This is a genomic window from Pedobacter duraquae (genome assembly GCF_004362245.1).
Lineage (GTDB): Bacteria > Bacteroidota > Bacteroidia > Sphingobacteriales > Sphingobacteriaceae > Pedobacter > Pedobacter duraquae.
Genome location: NZ_SNWM01000001.1, coordinates 476,596 through 498,543 on the forward strand (window position 1 = coordinate 476,596; position 21,948 = coordinate 498,543).

The 21,948-nt window shown below is 40.7% G+C and carries 17 protein-coding genes and 1 tRNA gene; 10 read left to right on the forward strand and 8 right to left on the reverse strand.

Features of this window, described 5'->3' with window-relative positions; all coding sequences use genetic code 11:
• Positions 1-19: 19 nt before the first annotated feature.
• Entirely contained in the window at positions 20-322 is a 303-nt protein-coding gene (locus tag CLV32_RS02200; RefSeq protein WP_133551936.1) for a hypothetical protein, read from the reverse strand.
• A gap of 296 nt (positions 323-618) precedes the next feature.
• On the opposite strand from CLV32_RS02200, the gene CLV32_RS02205 reads away from it, so the two are divergent.
• Together CLV32_RS02205 and CLV32_RS02210 are read left to right on the forward strand one after the other, a co-directional pair.
• Positions 619-1,257, forward strand: coding sequence for a flavin reductase family protein (locus CLV32_RS02205; protein ID WP_133551938.1), 639 nt, complete (start codon positions 619-621; stop codon positions 1,255-1,257).
• Positions 1,258-1,269: 12 nt separating this feature from the next.
• Positions 1,270-2,769: a cryptochrome/photolyase family protein gene (locus CLV32_RS02210; protein ID WP_133551940.1), complete on the forward strand. Its 1,500-nt coding sequence runs from the start codon at positions 1,270-1,272 to the stop codon at positions 2,767-2,769.
• A gap of 75 nt (positions 2,770-2,844) precedes the next feature.
• On the opposite strand, the gene CLV32_RS02215 is transcribed toward CLV32_RS02210, so the two are convergent.
• From CLV32_RS02215 to CLV32_RS02225, 3 genes are all read right to left on the reverse strand, one after another.
• A tRNA-Ser gene (locus CLV32_RS02215) sits at positions 2,845-2,934 on the reverse strand.
• A gap of 271 nt (positions 2,935-3,205) precedes the next feature.
• The gene (locus CLV32_RS02220) at positions 3,206-3,826 is read right to left on the reverse strand and encodes a TetR/AcrR family transcriptional regulator (protein WP_243732217.1); all 621 of its coding nucleotides are present in this window, start codon (positions 3,824-3,826) and stop codon (positions 3,206-3,208) included.
• Positions 3,827-3,856: 30 nt separating this feature from the next.
• Entirely contained in the window at positions 3,857-4,606 is a 750-nt protein-coding gene (locus CLV32_RS02225; protein WP_133551942.1) for an SDR family NAD(P)-dependent oxidoreductase, read from the reverse strand.
• A 216-nt stretch (positions 4,607-4,822) separates the two neighbouring features.
• On the opposite strand from CLV32_RS02225, the gene CLV32_RS02230 reads away from it, so the two are divergent.
• Together CLV32_RS02230 and CLV32_RS02235 are read left to right on the forward strand one after the other, a co-directional pair.
• Entirely contained in the window at positions 4,823-5,104 is a 282-nt protein-coding gene (locus tag CLV32_RS02230; protein WP_133551944.1) for a hypothetical protein, read from the forward strand.
• Between the two features lie 541 nt (positions 5,105-5,645).
• The gene (locus CLV32_RS02235) at positions 5,646-6,722 is read left to right on the forward strand and encodes a helix-turn-helix domain-containing protein (protein ID WP_133551946.1); all 1,077 of its coding nucleotides are present in this window, start codon (positions 5,646-5,648) and stop codon (positions 6,720-6,722) included.
• A 195-nt stretch (positions 6,723-6,917) separates the two neighbouring features.
• Here CLV32_RS02235 and CLV32_RS02240 read toward each other — a convergent pair whose 3' ends face one another.
• Entirely contained in the window at positions 6,918-7,313 is a 396-nt protein-coding gene (locus tag CLV32_RS02240) for a helix-turn-helix domain-containing protein (protein ID WP_243732218.1), read from the reverse strand.
• A 305-nt stretch (positions 7,314-7,618) separates the two neighbouring features.
• On the opposite strand from CLV32_RS02240, the gene CLV32_RS02245 reads away from it, so the two are divergent.
• Positions 7,619-7,855, forward strand: coding sequence for a hypothetical protein (locus tag CLV32_RS02245; RefSeq protein ID WP_133551950.1), 237 nt, complete (start codon positions 7,619-7,621; stop codon positions 7,853-7,855).
• A 32-nt stretch (positions 7,856-7,887) separates the two neighbouring features.
• Here CLV32_RS02245 and CLV32_RS02250 read toward each other — a convergent pair whose 3' ends face one another.
• Positions 7,888-8,796, reverse strand: a complete 909-nt coding sequence (locus CLV32_RS02250) for a glycerophosphodiester phosphodiesterase family protein (RefSeq protein WP_133551952.1) — start codon at positions 8,794-8,796, stop codon at positions 7,888-7,890.
• A gap of 292 nt (positions 8,797-9,088) precedes the next feature.
• Between CLV32_RS02250 and CLV32_RS02255 the strand changes: the two genes are divergently transcribed.
• The 4 genes from CLV32_RS02255 to CLV32_RS02270 all read left to right on the forward strand — a co-directional run bounded on the left by CLV32_RS02255 (position 9,089) and on the right by CLV32_RS02270 (position 19,055).
• Positions 9,089-16,414, forward strand: coding sequence for an IPT/TIG domain-containing protein (locus tag CLV32_RS02255; protein ID WP_133551954.1), 7,326 nt, complete (start codon positions 9,089-9,091; stop codon positions 16,412-16,414).
• Positions 16,411-17,121, forward strand: coding sequence for a hypothetical protein (locus tag CLV32_RS02260; protein WP_133551956.1), 711 nt, complete (start codon positions 16,411-16,413; stop codon positions 17,119-17,121). Before CLV32_RS02255 ends, CLV32_RS02260 begins: the two co-directional genes overlap by 4 nt.
• A gap of 146 nt (positions 17,122-17,267) precedes the next feature.
• On the forward strand, positions 17,268-18,224 hold the full coding sequence (locus CLV32_RS02265; protein ID WP_133551958.1) for an SDR family oxidoreductase: 957 nt from the start codon (positions 17,268-17,270) through the stop codon (positions 18,222-18,224).
• Positions 18,225-18,266: 42 nt separating this feature from the next.
• Positions 18,267-19,055: a helix-turn-helix domain-containing protein gene (locus tag CLV32_RS02270; RefSeq protein ID WP_133551960.1), complete on the forward strand. Its 789-nt coding sequence runs from the start codon at positions 18,267-18,269 to the stop codon at positions 19,053-19,055.
• 17 nt (positions 19,056-19,072) lie between these two features.
• On the opposite strand, the gene CLV32_RS02275 is transcribed toward CLV32_RS02270, so the two are convergent.
• Together CLV32_RS02275 and CLV32_RS02280 are read right to left on the reverse strand one after the other, a co-directional pair.
• On the reverse strand, positions 19,073-19,429 hold the full coding sequence (locus tag CLV32_RS02275; RefSeq protein WP_133551962.1) for a nuclear transport factor 2 family protein: 357 nt from the start codon (positions 19,427-19,429) through the stop codon (positions 19,073-19,075).
• 246 nt (positions 19,430-19,675) lie between these two features.
• A complete protein-coding gene (locus tag CLV32_RS02280; protein ID WP_166641860.1) occupies positions 19,676-20,740 on the reverse strand; it encodes a TlpA family protein disulfide reductase in 1,065 nt (354 codons plus the stop codon).
• A gap of 505 nt (positions 20,741-21,245) precedes the next feature.
• Here CLV32_RS02280 and CLV32_RS02285 point away from each other — a divergent pair.
• Complete coding sequence (locus tag CLV32_RS02285; protein ID WP_133551966.1) at positions 21,246-21,896, forward strand: hypothetical protein; 651 nt, start codon at positions 21,246-21,248, stop codon at positions 21,894-21,896.
• Positions 21,897-21,948: the final 52 nt, after the last annotated feature.

Genomic DNA, 21,948 nt, shown 5'->3' on the forward strand with positions numbered 1-21,948 from the left:
ATTAAATGATTAGCGTAATTTATTGATTCTTCGATTTCACCTCAGCTAGCTTAGCAAGAAGTGGTCCCTTATGCTCTAAAGTAAATGATACAAATTTATCTTCCTTAATTGCTAAGCGAACCAACATCGGAAGCCATGGATATATCTTGCGCGCCAACATTTCGAAAGTTGAATCGTCTTGTGCAGCTGCTAAAGCCTTATCAGCATACGGCTCTATTTTTGGCCAATGCTCTGCCATTACAGGGCCAAGAGAATTCATGATTTTACCGTTTACGTCGCTGCTTTCAGCGCCGTCTTCTTTTTTAGTTAGAGATGAAAACATAGGTCGTTTTGGTTTAATTTTAAAAGTTCAAGGTTGGAATATCAGCGTATCCCTGCTCATACAAATCAAATATCGTTCCGATTCGATAAGAACGGTTTAGTATACATCCTCGAATGAAATCTCAATAAAAAAGTACAGGATTGTACTTTATAATTTATTATTGTACTAATTCGAACTACAGTACAAGCCTGGATTCAGTTTGTGTTAAATTTAGGGAACCGATCAATTCAGCTTGCAACTGGTGGTTAGGTAGTTACGGATGCAGATGTAATTAAGAAATTAAAAACGGAAATAATATGGTAAACATTCAGCGTGAACAGATAGCACAATTGGAGAAACAATATAGAATAAGCCTGATCAATAGCGTTATCGGATATAAATCCCTTAATCTCCTGGGAACCGCTAATGATGAAGGGATCTCTAATCTATGCCTGATAAGTTCGGCATTTCACCTGGGCGCCAACCCACCACTTTTGGGCCTGGTTATCAGACCAGAGCGTGAGCATAACAGCACGCTAAAAAACATCAAATCATCTGGGCAGTATACATTAAATAATGTCCTGCCAGAATGGTACATGAAAGCACACCAAACCAGTGCATCTTATCCAGCGGACGTGTCTGAGTTTGATGCCTGTGGTTTTAACGAGTTGTATATTGAAGGTTTTACTGCACCTTTCGTACAAGAATCAAGCATCCGCATTGGCTTAAAACTGCAGGAGCTAATTGATATGAAAATTAATGGTACAACGATAGTGATCGGAGAAATTATCCATATACTGGCTAACAACAACATAGTTACCACAGACGGCACTGTAGATCATGTTGAAGCTAAAACAATGACAGTTGCTGGCTTAGATGCCTATTTTTTACCACAGCCGATTGGCCGCTTAGCTTATGCAAAGCCTGGAATTGAACCCCACGAAATAACCAAATAAGTTTAGCTAGCAATGGTAAATTCAGTTACCCTAATTTTCCCACACCAGCTATTTCAAAATCATCCGGCAATTAAAAAGAGTCAGGTCATCTATCTGGTTGAGGAATCGTTGTTATTCAGACAGTATCATTTTCATCGGCAAAAATTAGTCTTGCACAGGGCAAGTATGAAATTTTACGAATCATGGTTGCAAGAAAATGAATATACTGTTCGATATATAGAAACATGCACAAAAGAAAATGACTGCAGATTACTTGTAGCTAATCTTGCGGAACAAGGTGTTACGCGTATAGAAATTGCAGCAGTGGCCGACGATTGGTTATTAAAGAGAATCCAACATTCCTGCAAGATTCATCATGTTACCCTGTATATTTACGACAGTCCGAATTTCCTAAATACTGTCAAAGATACGACTGAATATTTCAACAAAAAGAAAGCTTATTTTCAAACTGACTTTTATATCTGGCAGCGAAAGAAAAATAACATCCTATTGGAATGGGATGGAGAACCAATTGGAGGTAAATGGTCGTTTGACGAAGACAACAGAAAAAGGTTCCCCAAAAAAGAACAGGCACCTTCGCTAAAAATGCCTGAAGAGATTGAGTTTATTACTGAAGCGAAACAATATGTGGAGAAGCATTTCCCTAACAACTATGGAGCGCTTCATACGCAATGCCTGTTTGTAGTGACATTTGACGATGCCATAAAATGGCTGGATAACTTTTTGAAAACCCGCTTCGAAAAATTCGGTATTTATGAGGATGCTATTGTAGCTAAAGAACACGTACTTCACCATTCTGTACTCAGCCCCATGCTCAACATTGGCTTACTGCAACCCGGGCAGATTATCCAGGCAACATTAGCTATGTCGGAAAAATATAACATTCCCTTAAATTCTCTTGAAGGATTTATAAGACAGATTATGGGTTGGCGGGAATTTGTTCACCTGGTATATGAGCGCGAAGGCGTAAAGCAGCGTACTACCAACTACTGGAAATTTAAACGAAAGATTCCCCGCAGTTTTTGGACTGGTGAGACAGGAATCCCTCCTATTGACCTTACTATTAAGAAGATTCTGAAAACTGGATATTGCCACCATATTGAGAGATTAATGGTGCTTGGGAATTTTATGCTACTATGCGAGTTTGATCCTGACGAAGTATACCGCTGGTTTATGGAAATGTTCATTGATGCTTACGATTGGGTAATGGTACCAAATGTGTACGGAATGACTCAGTTTGCCGACGGTGGTTTGATGGTAACGAAACCTTATATCAGTGGTAGTAATTATTTAATGAAAATGAGTGATTATGAAAAAGGAGCATGGCAATCTGTGTGGGATGGGCTATTCTGGCGATTTATGGATGTACACCGCAACTTCTTTTTAAAGAATCCGCGCCTGGGGATGCTGGTAAACATGTATGATAAGATGGATAAAGACAAGCAGGAGCTTCATTCAACAAACGCAGAGCAGTTTCTGAAAAGGCTGGATACCGAAATGACATTATCCTAAAACACGCCATACCTGCAACTAAAACAAAAAAGCCCGAAATCTTTCGATTCAGGCTTTTTGTAGGTTTTGATACCTTGGCGGAGAGTGGGGGATTCGAACCCGCGGACCCTTTGACAAGTCAACAGTTTTCAAGACTGCCGCAATCGACCACTCTGCCAACTCTCCGCGACAAAAGTACAAACTCTGATTGATTTTGCAAATAGTGATCTCACTTTTTTTAAAGAAACCAGATAAGCCGTTTAAAATGAGCCAGAAAGATTTTAAATGTGCCTTGAAATAAGTTTTAAGCCAACAATTTTTGCTGATGTTAAGCCAATGTTAGCTTTAACTATAAGGATCCGACCCCAAAACAAAATGAAAATATTTTGTGATAACGACATTTTACGTCGTTTTTTCCACCATAGACTGATAAAATTCGATGAAAGAAAGTACTTACCTACCCCAACGCCGATACCGTCAGCGCAATGATATCATCAAACACTGCTTTATCCTTGGTCGACTTTGCAGTAACCTGCATACCTTTTACTGCATTAAAGATAAACCTGGCAAGCGCACGCACATCCTGTGTGCCTTTGATTTCACCACTGTCCTTACCTTTTTGGATAACCTGATAAAATGCATCTTCCATCTGCTGGTCGTTCTTACAAACCAAGTTACTTACCTGTTCATCATGCGGAGCAACTTCAACCTCTGCATTTACCATGAAACAGCCCTTTTGCTGTCTGTCGCCCAACAATTCCTCAACAGTAAATTCAAGTAGCCGCTTTATCGTTGCTTTTGCTGATCCAGCTCCGTTAACAATTTCCTGAATCTGCGCAGCCCCTTTACACTGGTAGCTATCCAGCGCCCTTAAAAACAAGCTGTGTTTATCCGTATAAGTGTCATATAAGCTAGAACGACTGATGCCCAGGCCGTCTACCAAATCCTGCATAGATGTGCCATTGTACCCCTTGTGCCAAAAAACCTGTATAGCTTTAGCCAGCACCTCGTTCTCATCAAAATCTTTCGTTCTTGCCATAACTGAAATAGCCTTGCTTGTTAAAGCAAAGCTATTCATTTTAATTTATTAACTATTAAAAGAGCTGTATTACCTTAAGCCACCACCGGCAAGTAAAATCTCACCTGTTAACCAGCGCGCATCCTCAGAAGCTAGAAATACTGCCACATCAGCAATATCATCTGGCTGACCAATACGACCAAGTGGTGTGTTTTTAACTGTATCAAGCTGGAAATCGCTACCGATAAAACCTGCAGTATGCGTACCTTCAGTTTCAATCATACCTGGATTGATAGAATTAACACGAATTTTTTTACCACCCAACTCTTTTGCCAATACATGAGTGATCGAGTCTACCGCACTTTTAGTTGCCGTATATATCGAACTACCAACAGGTGTGATTGCACTAACTACAGAACCGATGTTAATGATACTGCCACCATTTTCGCTGAAGTTCTTAACCGCACCCTTAGTAGCCAGTAATAACCCAAGCACATTCGTATCAAACTGATTGTGGAAATCCTCAGCACTAATCTCTTCTATACCGCCGAATTTATATACTCCTGCGTTATTTACCAAGATATCTACCGGACCAAATGCTTTTGTAGTTTCTTCGAATAAACGGGTTACATCCGCTTCGTTTGATACATTTCCCTGTACAGCGATGGCCTTTCCTCCAGCGGCAACTATTTCGGCAGCAACCTGCTCAGCACCATCTTTTGCTGATGCATAATTTACAACTACGCTAGCACCTGCTGCGCCAAGGTGTTTAGCGATACTTGCACCAATACCTTTTGATGCGCCTGTTACTACTGCTATTTTGCTTTCTAACTTTTTCATTGTTATGAGTGACTATTTTTCTATTTGGAATAATCGTTCCGCAAACATACAATCAATACCGGAACAATCGTTCCTGTTTTAATTTATATTGTTTTCTCATGACAAAACAGGTCCCGGTGAGCGAATAGCGTTCTGTTAAAAATTTTCACCACAACATAAAAACAGAAAGATTCACTATATTCAAAATCTAGGTAAGCGATCAAAAACGGAAGCGATATGGAATTAAGTACACAACTCATCGAACTAATTCAAGCTCAATTCAAAACAGCCGATCAACAGTTGGTACAAGACCAGCTCATATCTATAGAACTCAGGCATGTTATGGCAGAATCAGCATACAATTTAAATAATACCAGAAATGCTGTACTTTTTCTCGCAAAAGGAGATCTCAAATCTGTTATTCAACTGACCGAGGCAGCCAAAATAGATTTTCGCGATGTAATATCATGGGCGGTGTCAGATAAATTATCTGCTCCTCTCCCTGGAGCAGATAATTAATTCATCAACATCCCATTTGACAAGTCTTCTATCAACCATATTCATAGTTGCTTCAATTGACTCATCCAATATATCAAAGAACATTTGCAACGCCATCCCGGCTGATTGCTAGGTAACCGAATGCACGCATCTAGCACCTCAAGCCCAGCACATCACGACTACTGTCGTTGTTGTTATGGAACTGCTATACAAATATCCACAACCTATACCAATGAAAACAGTGTAGGGGGGTGTTACACCCCCCTGCAAAAAAGACCAAAATCGGCCTTGGTGATACTTTAAAGTGGGAAAAAAAATATTTCAGAAAAAACAAAATCGCGGTTTAAACCACTTTAAAGGCCTATTGCGCTTTTCATTGTTACACGTAACATACACCCCTCTTAAAACAGTAATCAAGGACGCCTAAAAAACACAAAATCCTCATAATCAGACAAATATTATAATAAATTAATGCACAGAAGTCAAATGCGAAAATTATAATGACTCTGTCGACAATCATAGAACCAGACATGAGATTTCGATTATTTTACTATTTTTGAACATGAACCTCGGACAACAGATCCTATTCTTCTTTAGCATGTTAGGAGCATTCAATGGATTTGTGATCAGCGGCTATCTTTTGTTCTTTAAAAAGCCAAAGTCGCCCGCCTCCTACTTCCTTGGCTTGTTATTGCTGGCACTTAGCATCAGGATCACCAAAGCCATCTTCGGTTATTTTTTCCACGGTCTCCCACGCACCTATCTGCAAATCGGACTTTCAGGATGTTTCCTCATCGGCCCCTCACTCTATTATTTCACCAGAGCTGCATTAAGTAATATTCAATTTACACCAAAACGCTGGAAGTATACCTATTGGGGGTGGATAGTTGCTATCGTCGGCGTCGGACTGGTGCTCCCTTATGAAACGCATCCCTGGGATTGGAATCATTACATCGTCCACATCATTTACGCGCAATGGGTAGTCTATTTCTTCTTAACTGGCTGGACACTGCGAAAAACCATTGCTAAATTATTTGACAATACTCAAAAGCTCTCGCCTGGCGAAAAACCTATATTATCCATCTTTATTGGTAATATGGTCATCCTGATTGCCTATGTGATTGTCTTTTTCTGGTCTTTCAGCAGCGTGTACATCGCCGGGGCACTTTTCTTTTCCCTGCTACTATACCTCAACATCCCGATATTTCTGGGCAGAAAAAAATCTGACACTGCCTTTCTCGGGAACGAAGAGCCTGAACGTTACGCTAATAAGAAAATCGACGGAGACCATGCCAGCAGCCTAACAGATCGACTGCATAAAGCAATCAATGAGCAGGAACTCTATAAAAATCCAGATCTCAAACTAAATGATCTGGCGCAAAAAGTAAATATCAGTGCGCACCAGCTTTCTCAATTGCTCAACGATAACCTGGGCAAAAGTTTCGCATCTTACATCAATGAATACCGCATTGCGCGTGCTTGCGAACTGATTTCTGCCGATAAAGGAATTAAACTCGAAGAAATTGGATATGAAGTTGGATTCAATTCAAAATCCACCTTCTACACTGCCTTTAAGAAACACCGCGGCACTACGCCAACGCTTTATAAAGAGAACTTTTCGATTGCTACTTCTTTATAATTCAGAAAGAGAGTACATTCATGATACCTAGCCTAGAAATTGCCACATAAGCGAGCTGCTGTCTTGCATCTCCTTTAGTTAAATAAGAAAGGTTTTTGAAATCAATCCTATATACCATCCAACAAAAATAATCCAAAAACCAACTATAAATGCACTTACAATAATAGAGCTCACCTATATGCCTACTAATCGATATCACGCATGTTGTAATATAAAATCAGCATCTACCCCCAGTTCAGTATAAACGGCTTTTAGGAATTCTACATCTGGCTTTTGTTTACCATTCATAATAAGCGATAATTTTGCTGTGCTGACATTAAGCTTTTCGGCAAGATCCTTTTGTTTGAGTTTCAATTCATACATTCTCATTTCAATCATCCCTATTAAGGTTTGCGGCAATTCGACTGTATATTTTTTATGCTCGTATTTTTGCGCTTCCAGTGCAAGTTCGCGGATCTGAGCAAGTTCCTCACTGGTAACATTACTACTTCCTTTCGCCATTAAGGCATCGATTTTGGCCATAACTACATCGTAGTCGGCATCCTGTGTGATTTTACGCTTTAGATTCATCGAAACAAATACAAACATCATTCAACTACATGATCACCCGCAGTAGCATCAAGGGGCTCAATTTAAAGCATTGAGCAATCTTTTAATTTGTCATACTATAATAAACGCTTTCAGCGCACCATAACTGATAACAACCATTTACAATGAGTTAAATTTACGACATATGTTTAGATTAATAAATAAAATTTAGAATTTCTAAACAACACAATCAAAAACAACCTAAGTTCGCTTCTGATCGTTTACTAGACAAGTACACAAAAAATATAACTTGTAGATAGTATTGGAAACTTATCTCAGCTCATATTGTTATACGAAAAAGACAGAAAATGAAACAATTCAGAATAGAAGTAGCCGTAGCAGAAGAGGGAAGATTTTACGACATTAACCCCTTAGGTAATGCCCAATATGAAATTTCAATAGAAGGCGATGTTATTGGGAAAATTCAATTGGACGATAAAAATCCGGAACATTGCGAAAGCATCGGATGTCAACTGGATAGCCCTGCTTTACATGCTATAAGAGAAGGCATCCAGTACCACCTGATGCTAAACCACGAGAAGTAATCCCGCTGAAAATTTAGAAGCAAAAATTAATGCTACTTAGAAAGGTCAGCGAAAAAATTAGGATAGTCGGTAATAATGCCGTTTACCTTTAAAGCCTTAAGCTTCTTCATTTCTGGCAGGTCGTTAACCGTCCATGGCGCAATCAGCATCCCTTTACTCCTGCAGGTATCGATCATTTGTGGTGTAACCATGCCGTAATGCGGATTGTAGAAATCAGGCGTAAAACCCATATCACTCAGATTTTTCGCCATGGTAACCGCCTTGTCACCCGTCAATAGGCCAACAGCAACCTTAGGATAGTTTTGATGCAAAACCTTCAATTGTCTGATGTCGAACGACTGCATGATCAAACGCTTACCCAATTTCTTTATAGCTAAAACATCCATTACTTTCTTTACGAAAACTTCAGGTACCGGTTGCTCAAATCCATCGGTTGCCGGGTTGGCTTTGATTTCTACCAGGTAATTGATGCCTGCCAGTTTTTTAGCCTTAGTATAAGCTTCAACCGAGTCGATCAACTCGCCCAGCAGCGGTGTATAACTTGCCTGCTGCTGTTGTTGCGGAAAATCTTTATATTTCTTTTTGCCGATGATGAACTTGCGGATATCAGCATAGTCCATCTGGTAAAACGTGTATTTCTTGCGGTCTTCTTTTTTAAACTCAGCGCCATCAGGCAACAAGGTGTAATCGGGATTAAAAGAATCATCGTGATATACAATTACTTCTCCGTCCTTAGTCACATGCACATCAAACTCAATCGTATTGCAGCCCAGGTCAATCGCTTTCTTCATGGCCTCAATCGTATTTTCAGGCATTAACCCACGTGTGCCCCTATGACCGATCGTGTAAAAAGTTTCAGATTTACCAGGTGTATTTGTTTTCATACCGGCGCAGGATACTAAAGTGCTGATGACAATTGTTGCAAATAAAGCAGATCTCATATGCGTATTCAGTTTTCATTATTTGTTAGCACCCGCAAGGTACAATTTACCTGCAAAAAGGGCAAATCAGATAAACCGCCTAAACTAATATTTGCAATTAGCGAATCGAAAATTGCATCTTTTAATCAAAATGAAGACCTTGTAGATATCGCTGATTCTTTGCCTAGAAAAACACCTATCTCATTAGATGACATTAGTAAAATTGACAGCCTGATCCAGGCATTCCAATATTTTCACTATATTAGTGAACTAAATTTTGTTCTCTAACCTAACGCTCTATTCCGATACTTCAATGAAATTTTCTTCTTTGTTATGTGCCTTGCTGTGTTTCGCAGTGAGTCCCTCGTTTGGCCAGCTTCAACTACCAAACATTAGTGTGTCTACACCGCAAATTTTCACCCAGGGTACAGCTATTACACCCATCCAGATTCAAAATTCAGGTGGTTCCGTTCCTCAAGAGTTGTACAGCTACACAAAAGCATTCCCTGTTAGCAACTACACACCAGGTTATTATGGAGGAACCAATTTCAAATTGCTTACTACAGCACCTTCCGGAATCATGTATTTTACAGAGAATAATCAGCGCATTTTCTCTATTGATCTTCAGGGCAACGTCAAATTATTAACCGGAACTACTTTCGGAAATCTAGATGGCGACGCGAAAACAGCCAAATTCAAATCCATTGTCGGTATAGCAGTTAGCAAAAATGGCGACTTATATGTTACAGACTATGATTTTGGAGATGGCGACAATAGCAGGATCAGGAAGGTAACTCCAAATGGTGTTGTAACTACAATAGCCAGTTCATTAGGATCTCCAGGTCCAATCGTAATGGACTCCAATGATGTGATGTACTTCATTGAAAAAGGTAAGTTACAGAAAATGACAACCACCGGTGTCAAGACTCAAATTCCAGGATCCTGGAGTATAGATCAGGTATCCAGCATGAGCATAGACTCTAAAGGAAACATTTTTATAGCAGACAATCGGATTACGGGAAAAGTGTTCAAAGTTAAACCCGACGGTACCTCAACAATCTTTGCAGGAGCCGGTACTCCAGGTGACATCTTCTTTCAAGCAAGCATATATATAACCCTGGATAAAAACGACAATCTTTACTTAAGTTCAGGAGCACTGATCTATATATATTCTCCCGATGGAAAAGGAAAGATTTTATCTGGCACTACGGGCAAATCCGACATGGAGGGCCCAGGGGCAATAGCAGGCTGGAGTTATCCTTCGTATTTGACAGTTAATCCAAATGGGGATATTTACGTAGTAGATTACTTTCATATCAAGGTCATCAAGACCGTAGGATATGATATCCGTCCGGCACTACCCGCCGGTTTATCACTAAGTAATTCAGGTCTGATTAGCGGAACGCCAACCGTCATATCCGAGGCGAAAGACTACGTGGTTACCGCAGCTAACGCCACCGGGCTGGCAGAAACCATACTACGCATAGGTGTCAACATCCCCCCTACACCGCCAACTATCGCCGATTTTACGCCGAAGGCTGCTGCTAAATACGAAACTGTGACAGTTACGGGCACTAATCTTTCGGGGATAACTGAAGTTAAAATTGGTAACACGGCAGTGCCTTTTACATTAATTACAAGCGAAAGTCTGACCATTCAGATTCCTGTGGGGCTTGCTAGCGGAAATCTCTCTTTAAGCAATCCACATGGAACGGCCACAGCAGGCTCTTTATCGGTGATTACAGAACCCACAATCACGGCGCTAAGCGCTGCAAATGGTTATCCAGGTGATAAAGTCACAGTAACTGGAACGCAGTTTTCAACAACTCTTTCCGTGCGTATAGGTAATACCGAGGCTCAATTTACGGTAAAGTCAGATACCGAACTGGAAGCAACCGTACCAACATACAACTCAGGATCAGGCATTTCTGTAATCAATAGCACAGGCTTCACAACCTCGCCGAATTTCAAAGCCTTTCAGCAACCCCTTATACAGGCAATAACTCAGCAAGGAAAAACGGGAAGTACTGTAACCATCGACGGCAACAACTTTCTAAATACAACAAGTGTGCGTATTGGAGGTAAAGCAGCTACTTCTTTCACTATAGTTAATGAAACACGGATCACGGCTGTTGTAGCGCCTGCATCAATTGGCACTACCATAGAAGTGACTACACCAGCTGGAACAGCTATCCAATATGGATTTACTTTTATCCCACTTCCGGTGATTACCTCATTTACACCCGTAACAGCAGGTCTGAATTTCCGTTCAGTCATCATTACAGGAGAAAACCTCGCCAATGCGACAGAAGTATACTTTGGCGGCGTCAGGTGCTATCAATATACAAGCTATGGATTTCAGATTCAGGCTCAGGTCTCTTCAGGTGCTTCGGGCGATGTGGTAGTGGTTACGCCCGGTGGAACAGCAACTTTACCAGGCTTCACTTTTATCCCCTTCCCAAGCATAAGTTCATTTACTCCCACAACCGCGGCCGTAGGAGATGAAGTCACGATTACCGGCGACAATCTCAGCACAACAACCGCTGTTTATTTTGGGGATGTTCTTGCGTCATCATTCACCACAATATCAAATACAACAGTCAAGGCAGTTGTCCCAGAGTCAGGCAGTGATAATCTTTCGGTATCAACCATTGGCGGGAAAGTCTATGGAATTGGATTCACACACAAGGCACCAGTCGTAGGCATATTTACTCCGGCATCCGCCAACACCGGAAGCACTGTACTAATTAACGGCATCAGGTTTACCGGTGCTACGGGTGTAGCCTTTGGCGGCGTGCCGGCTACAGCATTTACTGTATTATCCGATAACCAGATCAGTGCAACTGTTGGTGACGGACAAAGTGGTAGTATTCTTGTTAAAACTGCCTTAGGAAGCGGTGTAAAATCAGGATTCTCTCATTCGGGGCCATTAGTAACGAGTTTCACGACAAATGCAGGTACAGATGGAACTGTCATGATCAGCGGACAGAATTTTACTAACGCCACAGCGGTCACATTCGGAGGCACACCTGCGAAATCTTTCAACGTCGTTTCTCCAGTATCAATAGCGGCAATAGTAGCAGGAGGTACATCAGGAGCTGTGGCTGTAACAACGCCCCTGGGGACTAGCCAACGCACAGGCTTCACTTTTGTCTCGCCGCCTACAATTGCAAGCTTCAGTCCCACATCACAAAATTATGGTGGGCAGATTGTAATTACCGGAACCAACTTTATCGGTGTAAATAGCGTAAAAATCGCCGGTCTTCCGGCGTCCTTCTTTGCAAGCACCGCAAACTCAATAACTGCATATATTCCAATTAACTTACCGGGGAGCGGAAACATTGAAGTCAATACCGTAGCAGGTACAGCGGTGAAGACCGGCTTTATTTACGATGGATTGACAGTCACTGACTTTTCACCGAAATCAGCGAAAGCTGGGGATATCGTTACGATCACAGGAACAAATTTCACTGACATTCGCAGTGTAGAGTTGGCTGGCATCCAATCGGCTTCATTCACCGTGGTTTCTCCCACCACTATTACAGCAGTTATGGCTGATGGTGGTGGATATACTACAGGCTTATCATATGTTAGCGTAAGAACTTCCAGAGATACACGATCACTTCAAGGGTTTACATACATTCCTCCTCCCATTATCAATGCCTTTTCACCCCTTGCTGCATGGAATGGAAATACAATGGTTATTAATGGGTTGAATTTGACCGGTGCAACAGCAGTGACAGTTGGCGGAGTACCTGTAAAGTCTTTCACAGTGGTTTCATCCTTTGAAATCAGAGCCGAACTTGAAAATCAGGAGTCAGGAGTTGTGACAGTTGTAACCCCTAATGGCACTGGCACAAAATCAGGGTTGACATGGCTGCGCCAACCGGTAATTAGTGCTTTCTCGCCCACCACTGCCATTGAAGGCGATACCCTCAGCATCAAATACAGTGACGTTTTTGTAGTTTCAGAGATTAAAGTTGGTGGCGTCACGGTGCCAATCGTGCAATATGGAACCTCCACCTCGCAGGTGCTTAAAGTTAAGCTCGGCGAAGTCAAATCAGGTGCCGTTACCCTCACAGCTATAAATGGCACTGCCGAGCTAGCGGGTTTCACTTTCATTCCAAAACCAGTGATAACAGCCTACAAGTGGAATGGTGCACCCGGTACGTCAACCGTAACTATTACTGGACAAAACTTCAATAACATCACTTCAGTCAAATTTGATGATGAACCCGCTACAGCATTTACAGTCGTTTCTCCTACAGTAATCACGGCAACGCCGCTATCACGAAAATCGGGGCTAATCGCTGTCACATCCACAGCCGGAACAGGCATCTTCAGCGGTTTCCTGTACGATACGCCGCCATCCATTACGACAATTACACCACGCTCAGGACCACCAGAAACGCTAATCACCATCTCTGGAAACAACTTTAATGTGGACATCAGCAAGAACCTGGTGTATTTCGGTTCGCTGAAAGCGACCGTCAAATCGGCATCGGCGACAACATTAACAGCGATTGTTCCTGCCGGCGGCAGTTTTCTGCCCATTAGCGTTATCAATACCGATACTCACCTTACTGGCATCTCGCCCATCAAATTCCGTATAACATCAGCTGCTTTCAATGCAGATCTTAGTCAGCAATTCGCTAAGAAAGTTGACTTCAATGTTGATGGTCAGTTAGGCCTTATAAAAACAGCCGACGTTGATGGTGACGGGCAAAATGACATCATCGTAACCACCTCAAATCAGTTATTGGTATACCGTTCAAAGGGGCCTGGTCTGATCAGCGATGAGAACTATTTTGAAAAAGTAGTTGTTCAGGACAGAGCGGTAAATTGCTTTGCTGCTGGTGATTTAACAGGTGATGGTAAGATTGATTTTTGCTTTAATAATTCATCTGGAGTACTCATTCTTCAAAATACGTCGACACCAGGAAAGATATCTTTCACCAATCATTTTGTAGACAATGTCAATTCAGGTCCATTTGAAAATATTGATATAATCGATCTTGACAAAGATGGTAAAGCTGATCTGGTCAATTTGAATACAACGGCAATTTACAGAAACACCTCTGATCTTACTACCAATACGCTATCATTTGCCCCAAGCACAAATTTAGCTATTGGAAGATCTTCCGGTCAACCGCCAATAGCATTTTCAGACTTCAGCGGAGATGGCAAGCCCGATGCGGTAAACATTGAATCTGACTACAAACAATTTGTAGCTAGGAACCTTTCAACTCCGGGCACATTCTCATTCTTATCAAATGCCAACCTGGATCTCGGTTACACTAGGGTTGAAAATACAGTAATTGAAGATTTTGATGCGGATGATAAACTAGATATATTGATAAATATCCCCCCTTTTTACATCGGCGGTGCTTCTATCTTATACAACAATTCTTTATATGATAACGCTAATAACATTTCGTTCAAATTTGGGGCCTATCTTATTACCCAGTCGCTGGTTAAGTTCCCGTCTATTATTGATTTAAATGGTGATGGTACACCAGACCTGCTGTATGCAAATTCAAAAGCTGCTTTGGCATACTTAAATAAACCCACAGAATATGGGCCAAACTGGATTACCAGTGGAGAGCTTGCAAGTATTCCACTCGACTATCCGGGAGCATTTATGCAGATTAATAAATTGCTTGCAGCAGACGTCAATGGAGATGGAAAGCCCGATCTCCTGGTAGCAGGCGAGAATCAGAGTAAGTTTTCTATTTACCACAATGGCTTCAACATCACCCCTACCATAACATCCTTTTCACCGGCAAACGCTGCAAAAGGAGATGTCGTAACAATTTCAGGCACTAATTTCTCCAAGACCAGTTCAGTACTGTTTGGTACGCAACCAGCAGCGTCATTTGAGGTTATTTCCCCTACAGAGATCAAGGCTATGGTAGGTGAAGGAGAATCTGGGCTTATTACAGTTACAACCACTGGTGGCGTAGCTACAAAAGACGGATTTACATTCATCCCAGCCCCTGTTATAACAGACTTCAATCCTAAGTTCGCACTTTCCGGTGCAACGATAGTAATCAAAGGAACCAACCTGAACGGCACAACCTCAGTTAAATTCGGGTCTGTGAATGTTAAATCTTTTACGATCGACGATGCGCAGACGATCACCGCCGTAGTTAATGGGACAGGCTCAGCGGGCATAACGGTTGTAACAGCTGGCGGAACATCTTTCTTGAACGGATTGACATTACTTCCAGAACCAGTAATCGCTGCCGCAGGACCGACAACATTTGCAAATGGTGGAAGTGTAGTACTTTCTGCAAATACGGGATCAGATTTTACATACGTATGGTATAAGGATGGGACTGAAATAAGCGGCCAAACACAAGCATCCTTAACTGTAACACAATCCGGATCTTATCAGGCCAGCATTGTAGCTCCAGGGCTTAAAGTTCCATCTAACAAAATTAGTGTTGTGGTAATTCCCCTCCCAGTGATTACCAGCTTCACACCACAGTTCACTACTGTTGGATCAACGGTCACCATAAACGGGGCTTATTTAAATGGAGCTTCACAGGTTAAGCTTGGCGTAACAGATGCCGTATCTTTCAAGGTTGAAGGGCCAGAAACAATAACTGCCATCACGTCAACACCTGGTACTGGCGCTATATCCGTAACCACCCCTGGCGGAACTGCTTCACTGGCAGGACTGACCGTGCTTCCACAACCTGTAATCACTGCCAGCGGATCTACTAAATTCGGAACAGGCGGCAGCGTCTTGCTTTCAACAAATACGGGATCAGATTTTACATACGCTTGGTATAAGGATGGGACTGAAATAAGTGGCCAGACACAGGCATCCATAACGGTAACACAATCCGGATCTTATCAGGCTAGCATTGTAGTACCAGGGCTTAAAGTACCATCAAACGAAATACCTGTTACGGTAATATTTGGTCTCCCAGCAAACAACTTCAAACTTCAAATTGGCGCTGCGGCATGCAAAGGTAGTGCTAACGGCGCATTAAAAATTACTGCCGTAACTGCAGGTAATTATACAGCGGCAATTGAAGGTAGCCAAAGAAGTTCCGCATTAACATTTTCTGATGTGCTTAGCGTCAGTGATCTTGCTGCTGGCACGTATTCCGTATGCATTACGGTTGCCGGACAGCCAGATTACAAGCAATGTTTTGATGTGGTAATTGAAGAACCCAAAGACCTTCAATTGTACTCATCAATAAGTAACGACAATCAACAGGTCAAGTTGAGTTTATCAGGTGCCAGTCACTACTTTATTAATTTAAATGGCAAGATCTATGAGACTACACAACAGGAAGTAACACTGCCACTTCAAACTGGAAAGAATGAAATTACGCTTTCTTCAGACAAAATTTGTCAGGGACCAGTTACAAAAACGGTACAGGTATTCACCAAACTTATAGCCTTTCCAAACCCATTTGAAAATAACATTAGCGTGTCTACAGGTGATACAGTTCCAGTGCTCATTGAAATACGTGACTTAAACGGAAAGCTGGTGTACACTGGAAAACACCGTAATGAATCAGGCATCATACAACTTGCCTTATCAGATTTGAACAGTGGTATCTATAGCCTGAAAATAACGGGACAGAAGACCGAGTCTTATCTTAAAATAATTAAAAAATGAAAAAGCAATTAGCATCTATTTTTATAGCCACGTTATTGATAGCCTGTGGAAAAGGAAATGAAGGAACACCGGAGCCCGTAGTTCCACCACCGGTGGTAGTTACTCCGGTTCCTGGCAAATCTTCATTATCTTTTCCAGCACAAAATGACGTGTGCACAAGCGGTACTGTGGTATCCGAAACTGAAAGTAAAATTGTATTCAAATGGGCTGTCGCTGAAAACACAACGAGCTATGAGCTCACGCTCAAAAATCTGCTTACAAATGAGTCCGTAACAAAAGTCGCAACTGCCGTTGAACTTGAAGTGACCCTGGCTAGAAATACCCCGTACTCCTGGTTTATAACCTCCAAATCGAATACTGAAAGCACGAAAAGCGACGTATGGAAATTCTACAATGCAGGTCCCGGAGCGATTACGTATGCGCCCTTTCCTGCAGAAATTATATCTCCTGTAATGGCAGAGACTGTTACCGCAACCTCAGGCAAAGTGAGACTAGAATGGAGAGGCAGTGATGTAGAGGGCGACATCGTCGGTTACGATGTGTACGTCGGAACAACCAGCCCTGTTCTAGTAAAAGCAAATGAAACAAATTCCTTCCTGGCCGACTTATCAGTTGTCCCTGGAACCGCTTATGTATGGAAAGTCGTGACAAAAGACAGCAAGGGAAATAAATCCGATTCGGGCGTATATCAGTTTACTGTGAAGTAGTGTAAAGCATTTTTTTAAAAATCTTTACCATTAGCCGTTCATTATCGTTAGAATCGACCCCCACAACAAACAAAAATTGAACTTCACAGCAAAACAAATACTTTTTCAATTGACGAATTTTGAATCATAAATTTAATCTACATCAGATGAACAATCAAAAAGTATTAGTTACCGGCGGCACCGGATTTGTAGGCATACACACTATCTTGCAATTATTAGAAAAAGGCTACGAAGTAAACACTACACTCAGATCTTTAACCAAAAAAGAAACAATCACTGCTGCACTTACAGCAGGTGGCATTACCGATTTCACTAAGCTCTCCTTCTTTGAAGCGGAACTTACTGCCGACAAAGGTTGGGAGGAAGCGGTTAAAGATTGCGACTATGTGCTGCACATCGCATCGCCATTCCCGGCAACACAACCTACAAATGAGGATGATCTGATCATCCCCGCTCGTGATGGTGCTTTGCGCGTTTTAAAAGCAGCAAAAAATGCAGGCGTAAAAAGAGTGGTGTTAACCTCCTCCTTTGCAGCAGTCGGTTACAGTAGAAATATAGATGGACACGTTTTTACAGAAGAGGACTGGTCCGATGTCAATACACCCCTTCCAGCCTACATCAAATCAAAAACCGTTGCAGAAAAAGCAGCCTGGGATTATGTTGCCAATGAAGGTAAAGGTTTAAAATTAACCGTGATCAATCCTGTCGGAATTTTCGGACCATCACTAGGCGGCATCACATCTGCTTCATTAGACATTGCGATCACTGGAATCTTAAACGGAACTACAAATCAAAGTGGCGAATTCACAATGGGCGTGGTAGATGTACGCGATGTAGCCGATCTCCACATCAAAGCAATGACCGACCCAGCAGCAGCTGGCGAACGATTTTTGGCCAATGCTGATGGTGTAATGAGCTTTTACGATGTCGCTGAACTGATTAGAAAAGAACGTCCCGATATTTCACAAAACATTGCCCATATGCAACCTACTCCAGCTACATTTTACAAGCAAATGTCTAACCTCAAAGCCAGAACGCTATTACACTGGCAACCCAGAAGTAAAGAAGAAGCGAAATTAGCAAGTGTTGATAGTTTACAGTAAATTGGTTTCCTTATCTTTACTAAAAACTTAGCTTAAAGAAGATTGAAAGTTAACAATATACAGTCCTGCCACTTAGGCCCCGCAATTTCCCCTGAACTACTCATTCAGGAACATTACTTTTTGTATCTGCTTAAAGGGTCTATGAAGGGTTACGATGGAAATAAACACTACGAACTACAGCCTGGGGATTATTGCTTAGCGCGGAAAAACCACTTGGTACGCTATACAAAGTTTAAGGACAACGGTGACTTCGAAAAAATAATCATCACGTTTGATGAAGCTTTTTTAAAGCAGTTTCTAGAAAGGCATCCCTACCATGCCGAAGCATCTAAAGATCAGGATGCCTTTCTATTAATTCCGGAAAATACATTCATCAAGAACTACATTCAGTCGCTTGCGCCATATTATACTGGCGACTTGCAATTGGATGAAACCTTTGCCAATATCAAAAGAGAGGAATTATTACTGATTTTGCTAAAGTCTCAACCAGACCTGGCCAATATCTTCTTCAATTTTGGCATCACCCATAAAATGGATCTCGAAGTTTACATGAACCGCAATTTCCGGTTCAACGTAAGCCTGGAACGTTTTGCCTATTTAACCGGCAGAAGCTTATCTTCTTTCAAAAGAGATTTCATGAAAACCTTTGGCACTACACCAGGCGAATGGCTCAAGAAAAAAAGACTGGATGAGGCCTATTTCCAAATTTCCAGGCAGCATCTAAAACCTAGTGAAGTATACCTGGAAGTTGGTTTTGAGGATTTATCGCACTTCTCATTCGCTTTTAAGAAAGAGTTTGGAAAAAGTCCAAGTGAAGTGACGCACGTTTAGTTGGTTACGACCATCGCCTACACCGCGGGCTCCAGATAGGCATATAAATGCGCTACCTTTCCACTTTCAAAAAGGAAAAAGTCCATACTATTCAGCAAACCACCACTCGTTTGAATGTTGCCATAAAATCTTGCGCTGTTCTGAAGTGGCTCAATAGGCTTGGCCGCGGCAAAATGATAAGCAGGATCCTCAGCAATAAGCTTTCCTATAAAATCAGAAACAGCGTTCAAGCCTTCAAAAATAAAGTCTTTATCGTACATCCTGATCTCATCTTTGTAGATCTTTTTGAGTAGTTCAATCCGCTTCGCTGAATCTTTTTCATTCCATGCGTTTACATGGGTCTGCTGCAGTTCTGTAAAAAATGTGCTGTCCATATTTCTTGTTTAACAAAAGCTTTAATTTAATGAATCTGGTGAAAACCAATTATAACAACGCTACCCAATTTCTAATAGATTGATGGTTAGAATTAGAAATTCGGCGCTTTTAATTGACAGGCTATTTAAAATTACTTGTCGTTAAAAATATTAGTAGAAAACCTCGTTTTAGCTGTCATAATCAAGACTTCATTATTCATAATCTTTCAGGAAGTAGAAGATTTGAGGAAGCAATAACTATTTGCTCTAATTCAAGCTTTTAAGTTCAGCATTCAATAATATGTCTAACTTTTCAGCAGAGATATTTCTAGCTACAATTTTACCGTTGGCGTCGAGCAAAAGATTTGACGGAATAGAAGGTATTAAGAATTTGGCTAAAACCTGCTTATATTCTCCTGCGAGTTGCGTCCATTTTAATTTATCTGTTTTAATAGCTTCCAACCACGCATTTCTATCCTGATCGAGCGAAACGCTGATAAATTGAAATTTATTTTTACTATACTTGCTATACACTGAAGCAAGCAGTGGCATCTCTTGTCTACAGGGTACGCACCAGCTTGCCCAAAAATCAACCAAAGTATATTTTCCTTTTTTTAGTAGGCTATTTACGCTTAAGATCTTATTATTGCGATCATGAAAATTCGTTTCAGGGAATTTTCCTCCGGTAGAGAGACTATCTATCCAGTATTCCGTCAGTCTTGCCCAGCTATCTTTCTTAAGCGAATCTGGTAATTGTTTAAAAGTGTCTTTTATGATGATCTCTGGAGCAGTTTGAATAATCTCAAATAAAATTTTACTATTAATAAAAGAATATGGGTGTGTTTTAATCCATTCCACAGTATAACCTAATTGCGTATTCATCCCTTTTAGCTCGGAAGCTGCGAAAGCATTTTCCTTTTGTTTCAAGACTGCAGAATCAATTAATTTAGCACGACGGTAACTATCAAGTCTTGCTCGATCTCTCCTGTTATTTGTGAAATTACTATCAGCTCGAAGTTGGGTACGAAATGCATTCATGTCATCATACCCCTTATTTCCCTGGATAGTAACTATTTTGAGTGTACTGTCCTTAAGGATAATATCTGCAATCCCGGGTCCCAAATCGAAATAAATCATATTTTCATTGTACTTCAAGAAATAAGTTTCCATTCCGGTCGCCTTCGCATCAAATGTAAAATTCATGCGCTCAACCTGAGCGGTTCCAAGCAAGAATTCTTTCGTCTGGGCGTTCAAGATGCCTATTTTGATTTGTTTTACCCCGGGGTCATTCAGAAATCTGCCACTGATTTTCAAAGGGGTTTGAGCTGACAAAGAATGACAAATAGATATAAGCAGGAACGGAAAAATTATAAAACTGTAGAACGATTTGCTAAGCATATTTAACTTATTTATTTTGAGGCATTTGACTGGCAAGATTAAAGAGCATTACCGGAGAAACAAAAGAAGGTGCCACTTCAAGAATTGCATCACCATTAGCTTACTACTTCCATGTAATATCTTGATGGCAGACTTGTTTCCAAATACGTTGAGATATTACAAATCGGACCATACTTTGAATTAGCACAATCGACCACCTATTTACAAAGCAATATATTCATATTAAAACCCAAAATCGCACTTTTTTTAGGGAATAATTCAAAAAATTGAATTTATTTCACATAAAGTTAAACGTATACTTACAATAAACGAGTTAAGAATTAAATAACACATTTTCAGCTATGACATGAGTACTTTTCATCGTTCTTTAACAATCAAAAGTGATTAAAACGAAACATAAAATTTAGTTCCATTAATTTCGGATTTATATCTTTAAACAATGAAACAATTTTATCTAATAGCATTGTTAATAACGATCTTTTGGTTTTCTGCGGTTAGTCAGGAAAAGATGATTGTTCATGAAGAGGATTGGACTGCTTATACTTATCAGGACGCTTCCAAAACAGTGTTATCTTTTAATAAACTACCCTCTAGCATACAAAAGGAAGTTAAAATACTAATGGATGAATCTTTTTGGGGTTTAAAAGATTCTATTCATTTCGTGAATGCTCAAATTGTTGATGTTATCTCCTATCTTAAAGATGGTGATCCACATAAAAGACATTCGGTTGTCCCGAAGTATGAACTGAATTTTTATCTGAAAGATACTTCAGTAGGCATAAATCGTTATAATATAACACTTCATTTAGACGATTATGGTCAAATACTAAAGCTTAATTGGCCAAGACATGGGGCGGGAAGTACAAAGATGTTTCTTTCCAGAAAGGCCATTCAAGAATTCGCATTTAAAGAAGCAAATACGCGACATTACAATTTAAACAATTTTTTTGTAACCTTTGAATACAAGGAGACGTTTGACAGGCTTTGCTGGGAATTCTCTTTTTTAGTAAAGGAATTAGTAGGTGCTGCAGAATATAACTTTATTGTAGTCCCTTGGGATGAATTAACTTTAATTAATAGTACTAAATAGCCCTCTATTATAGCTATGAAATATTAAAAGCTCGCCGTGTTAGTTGAAAGGC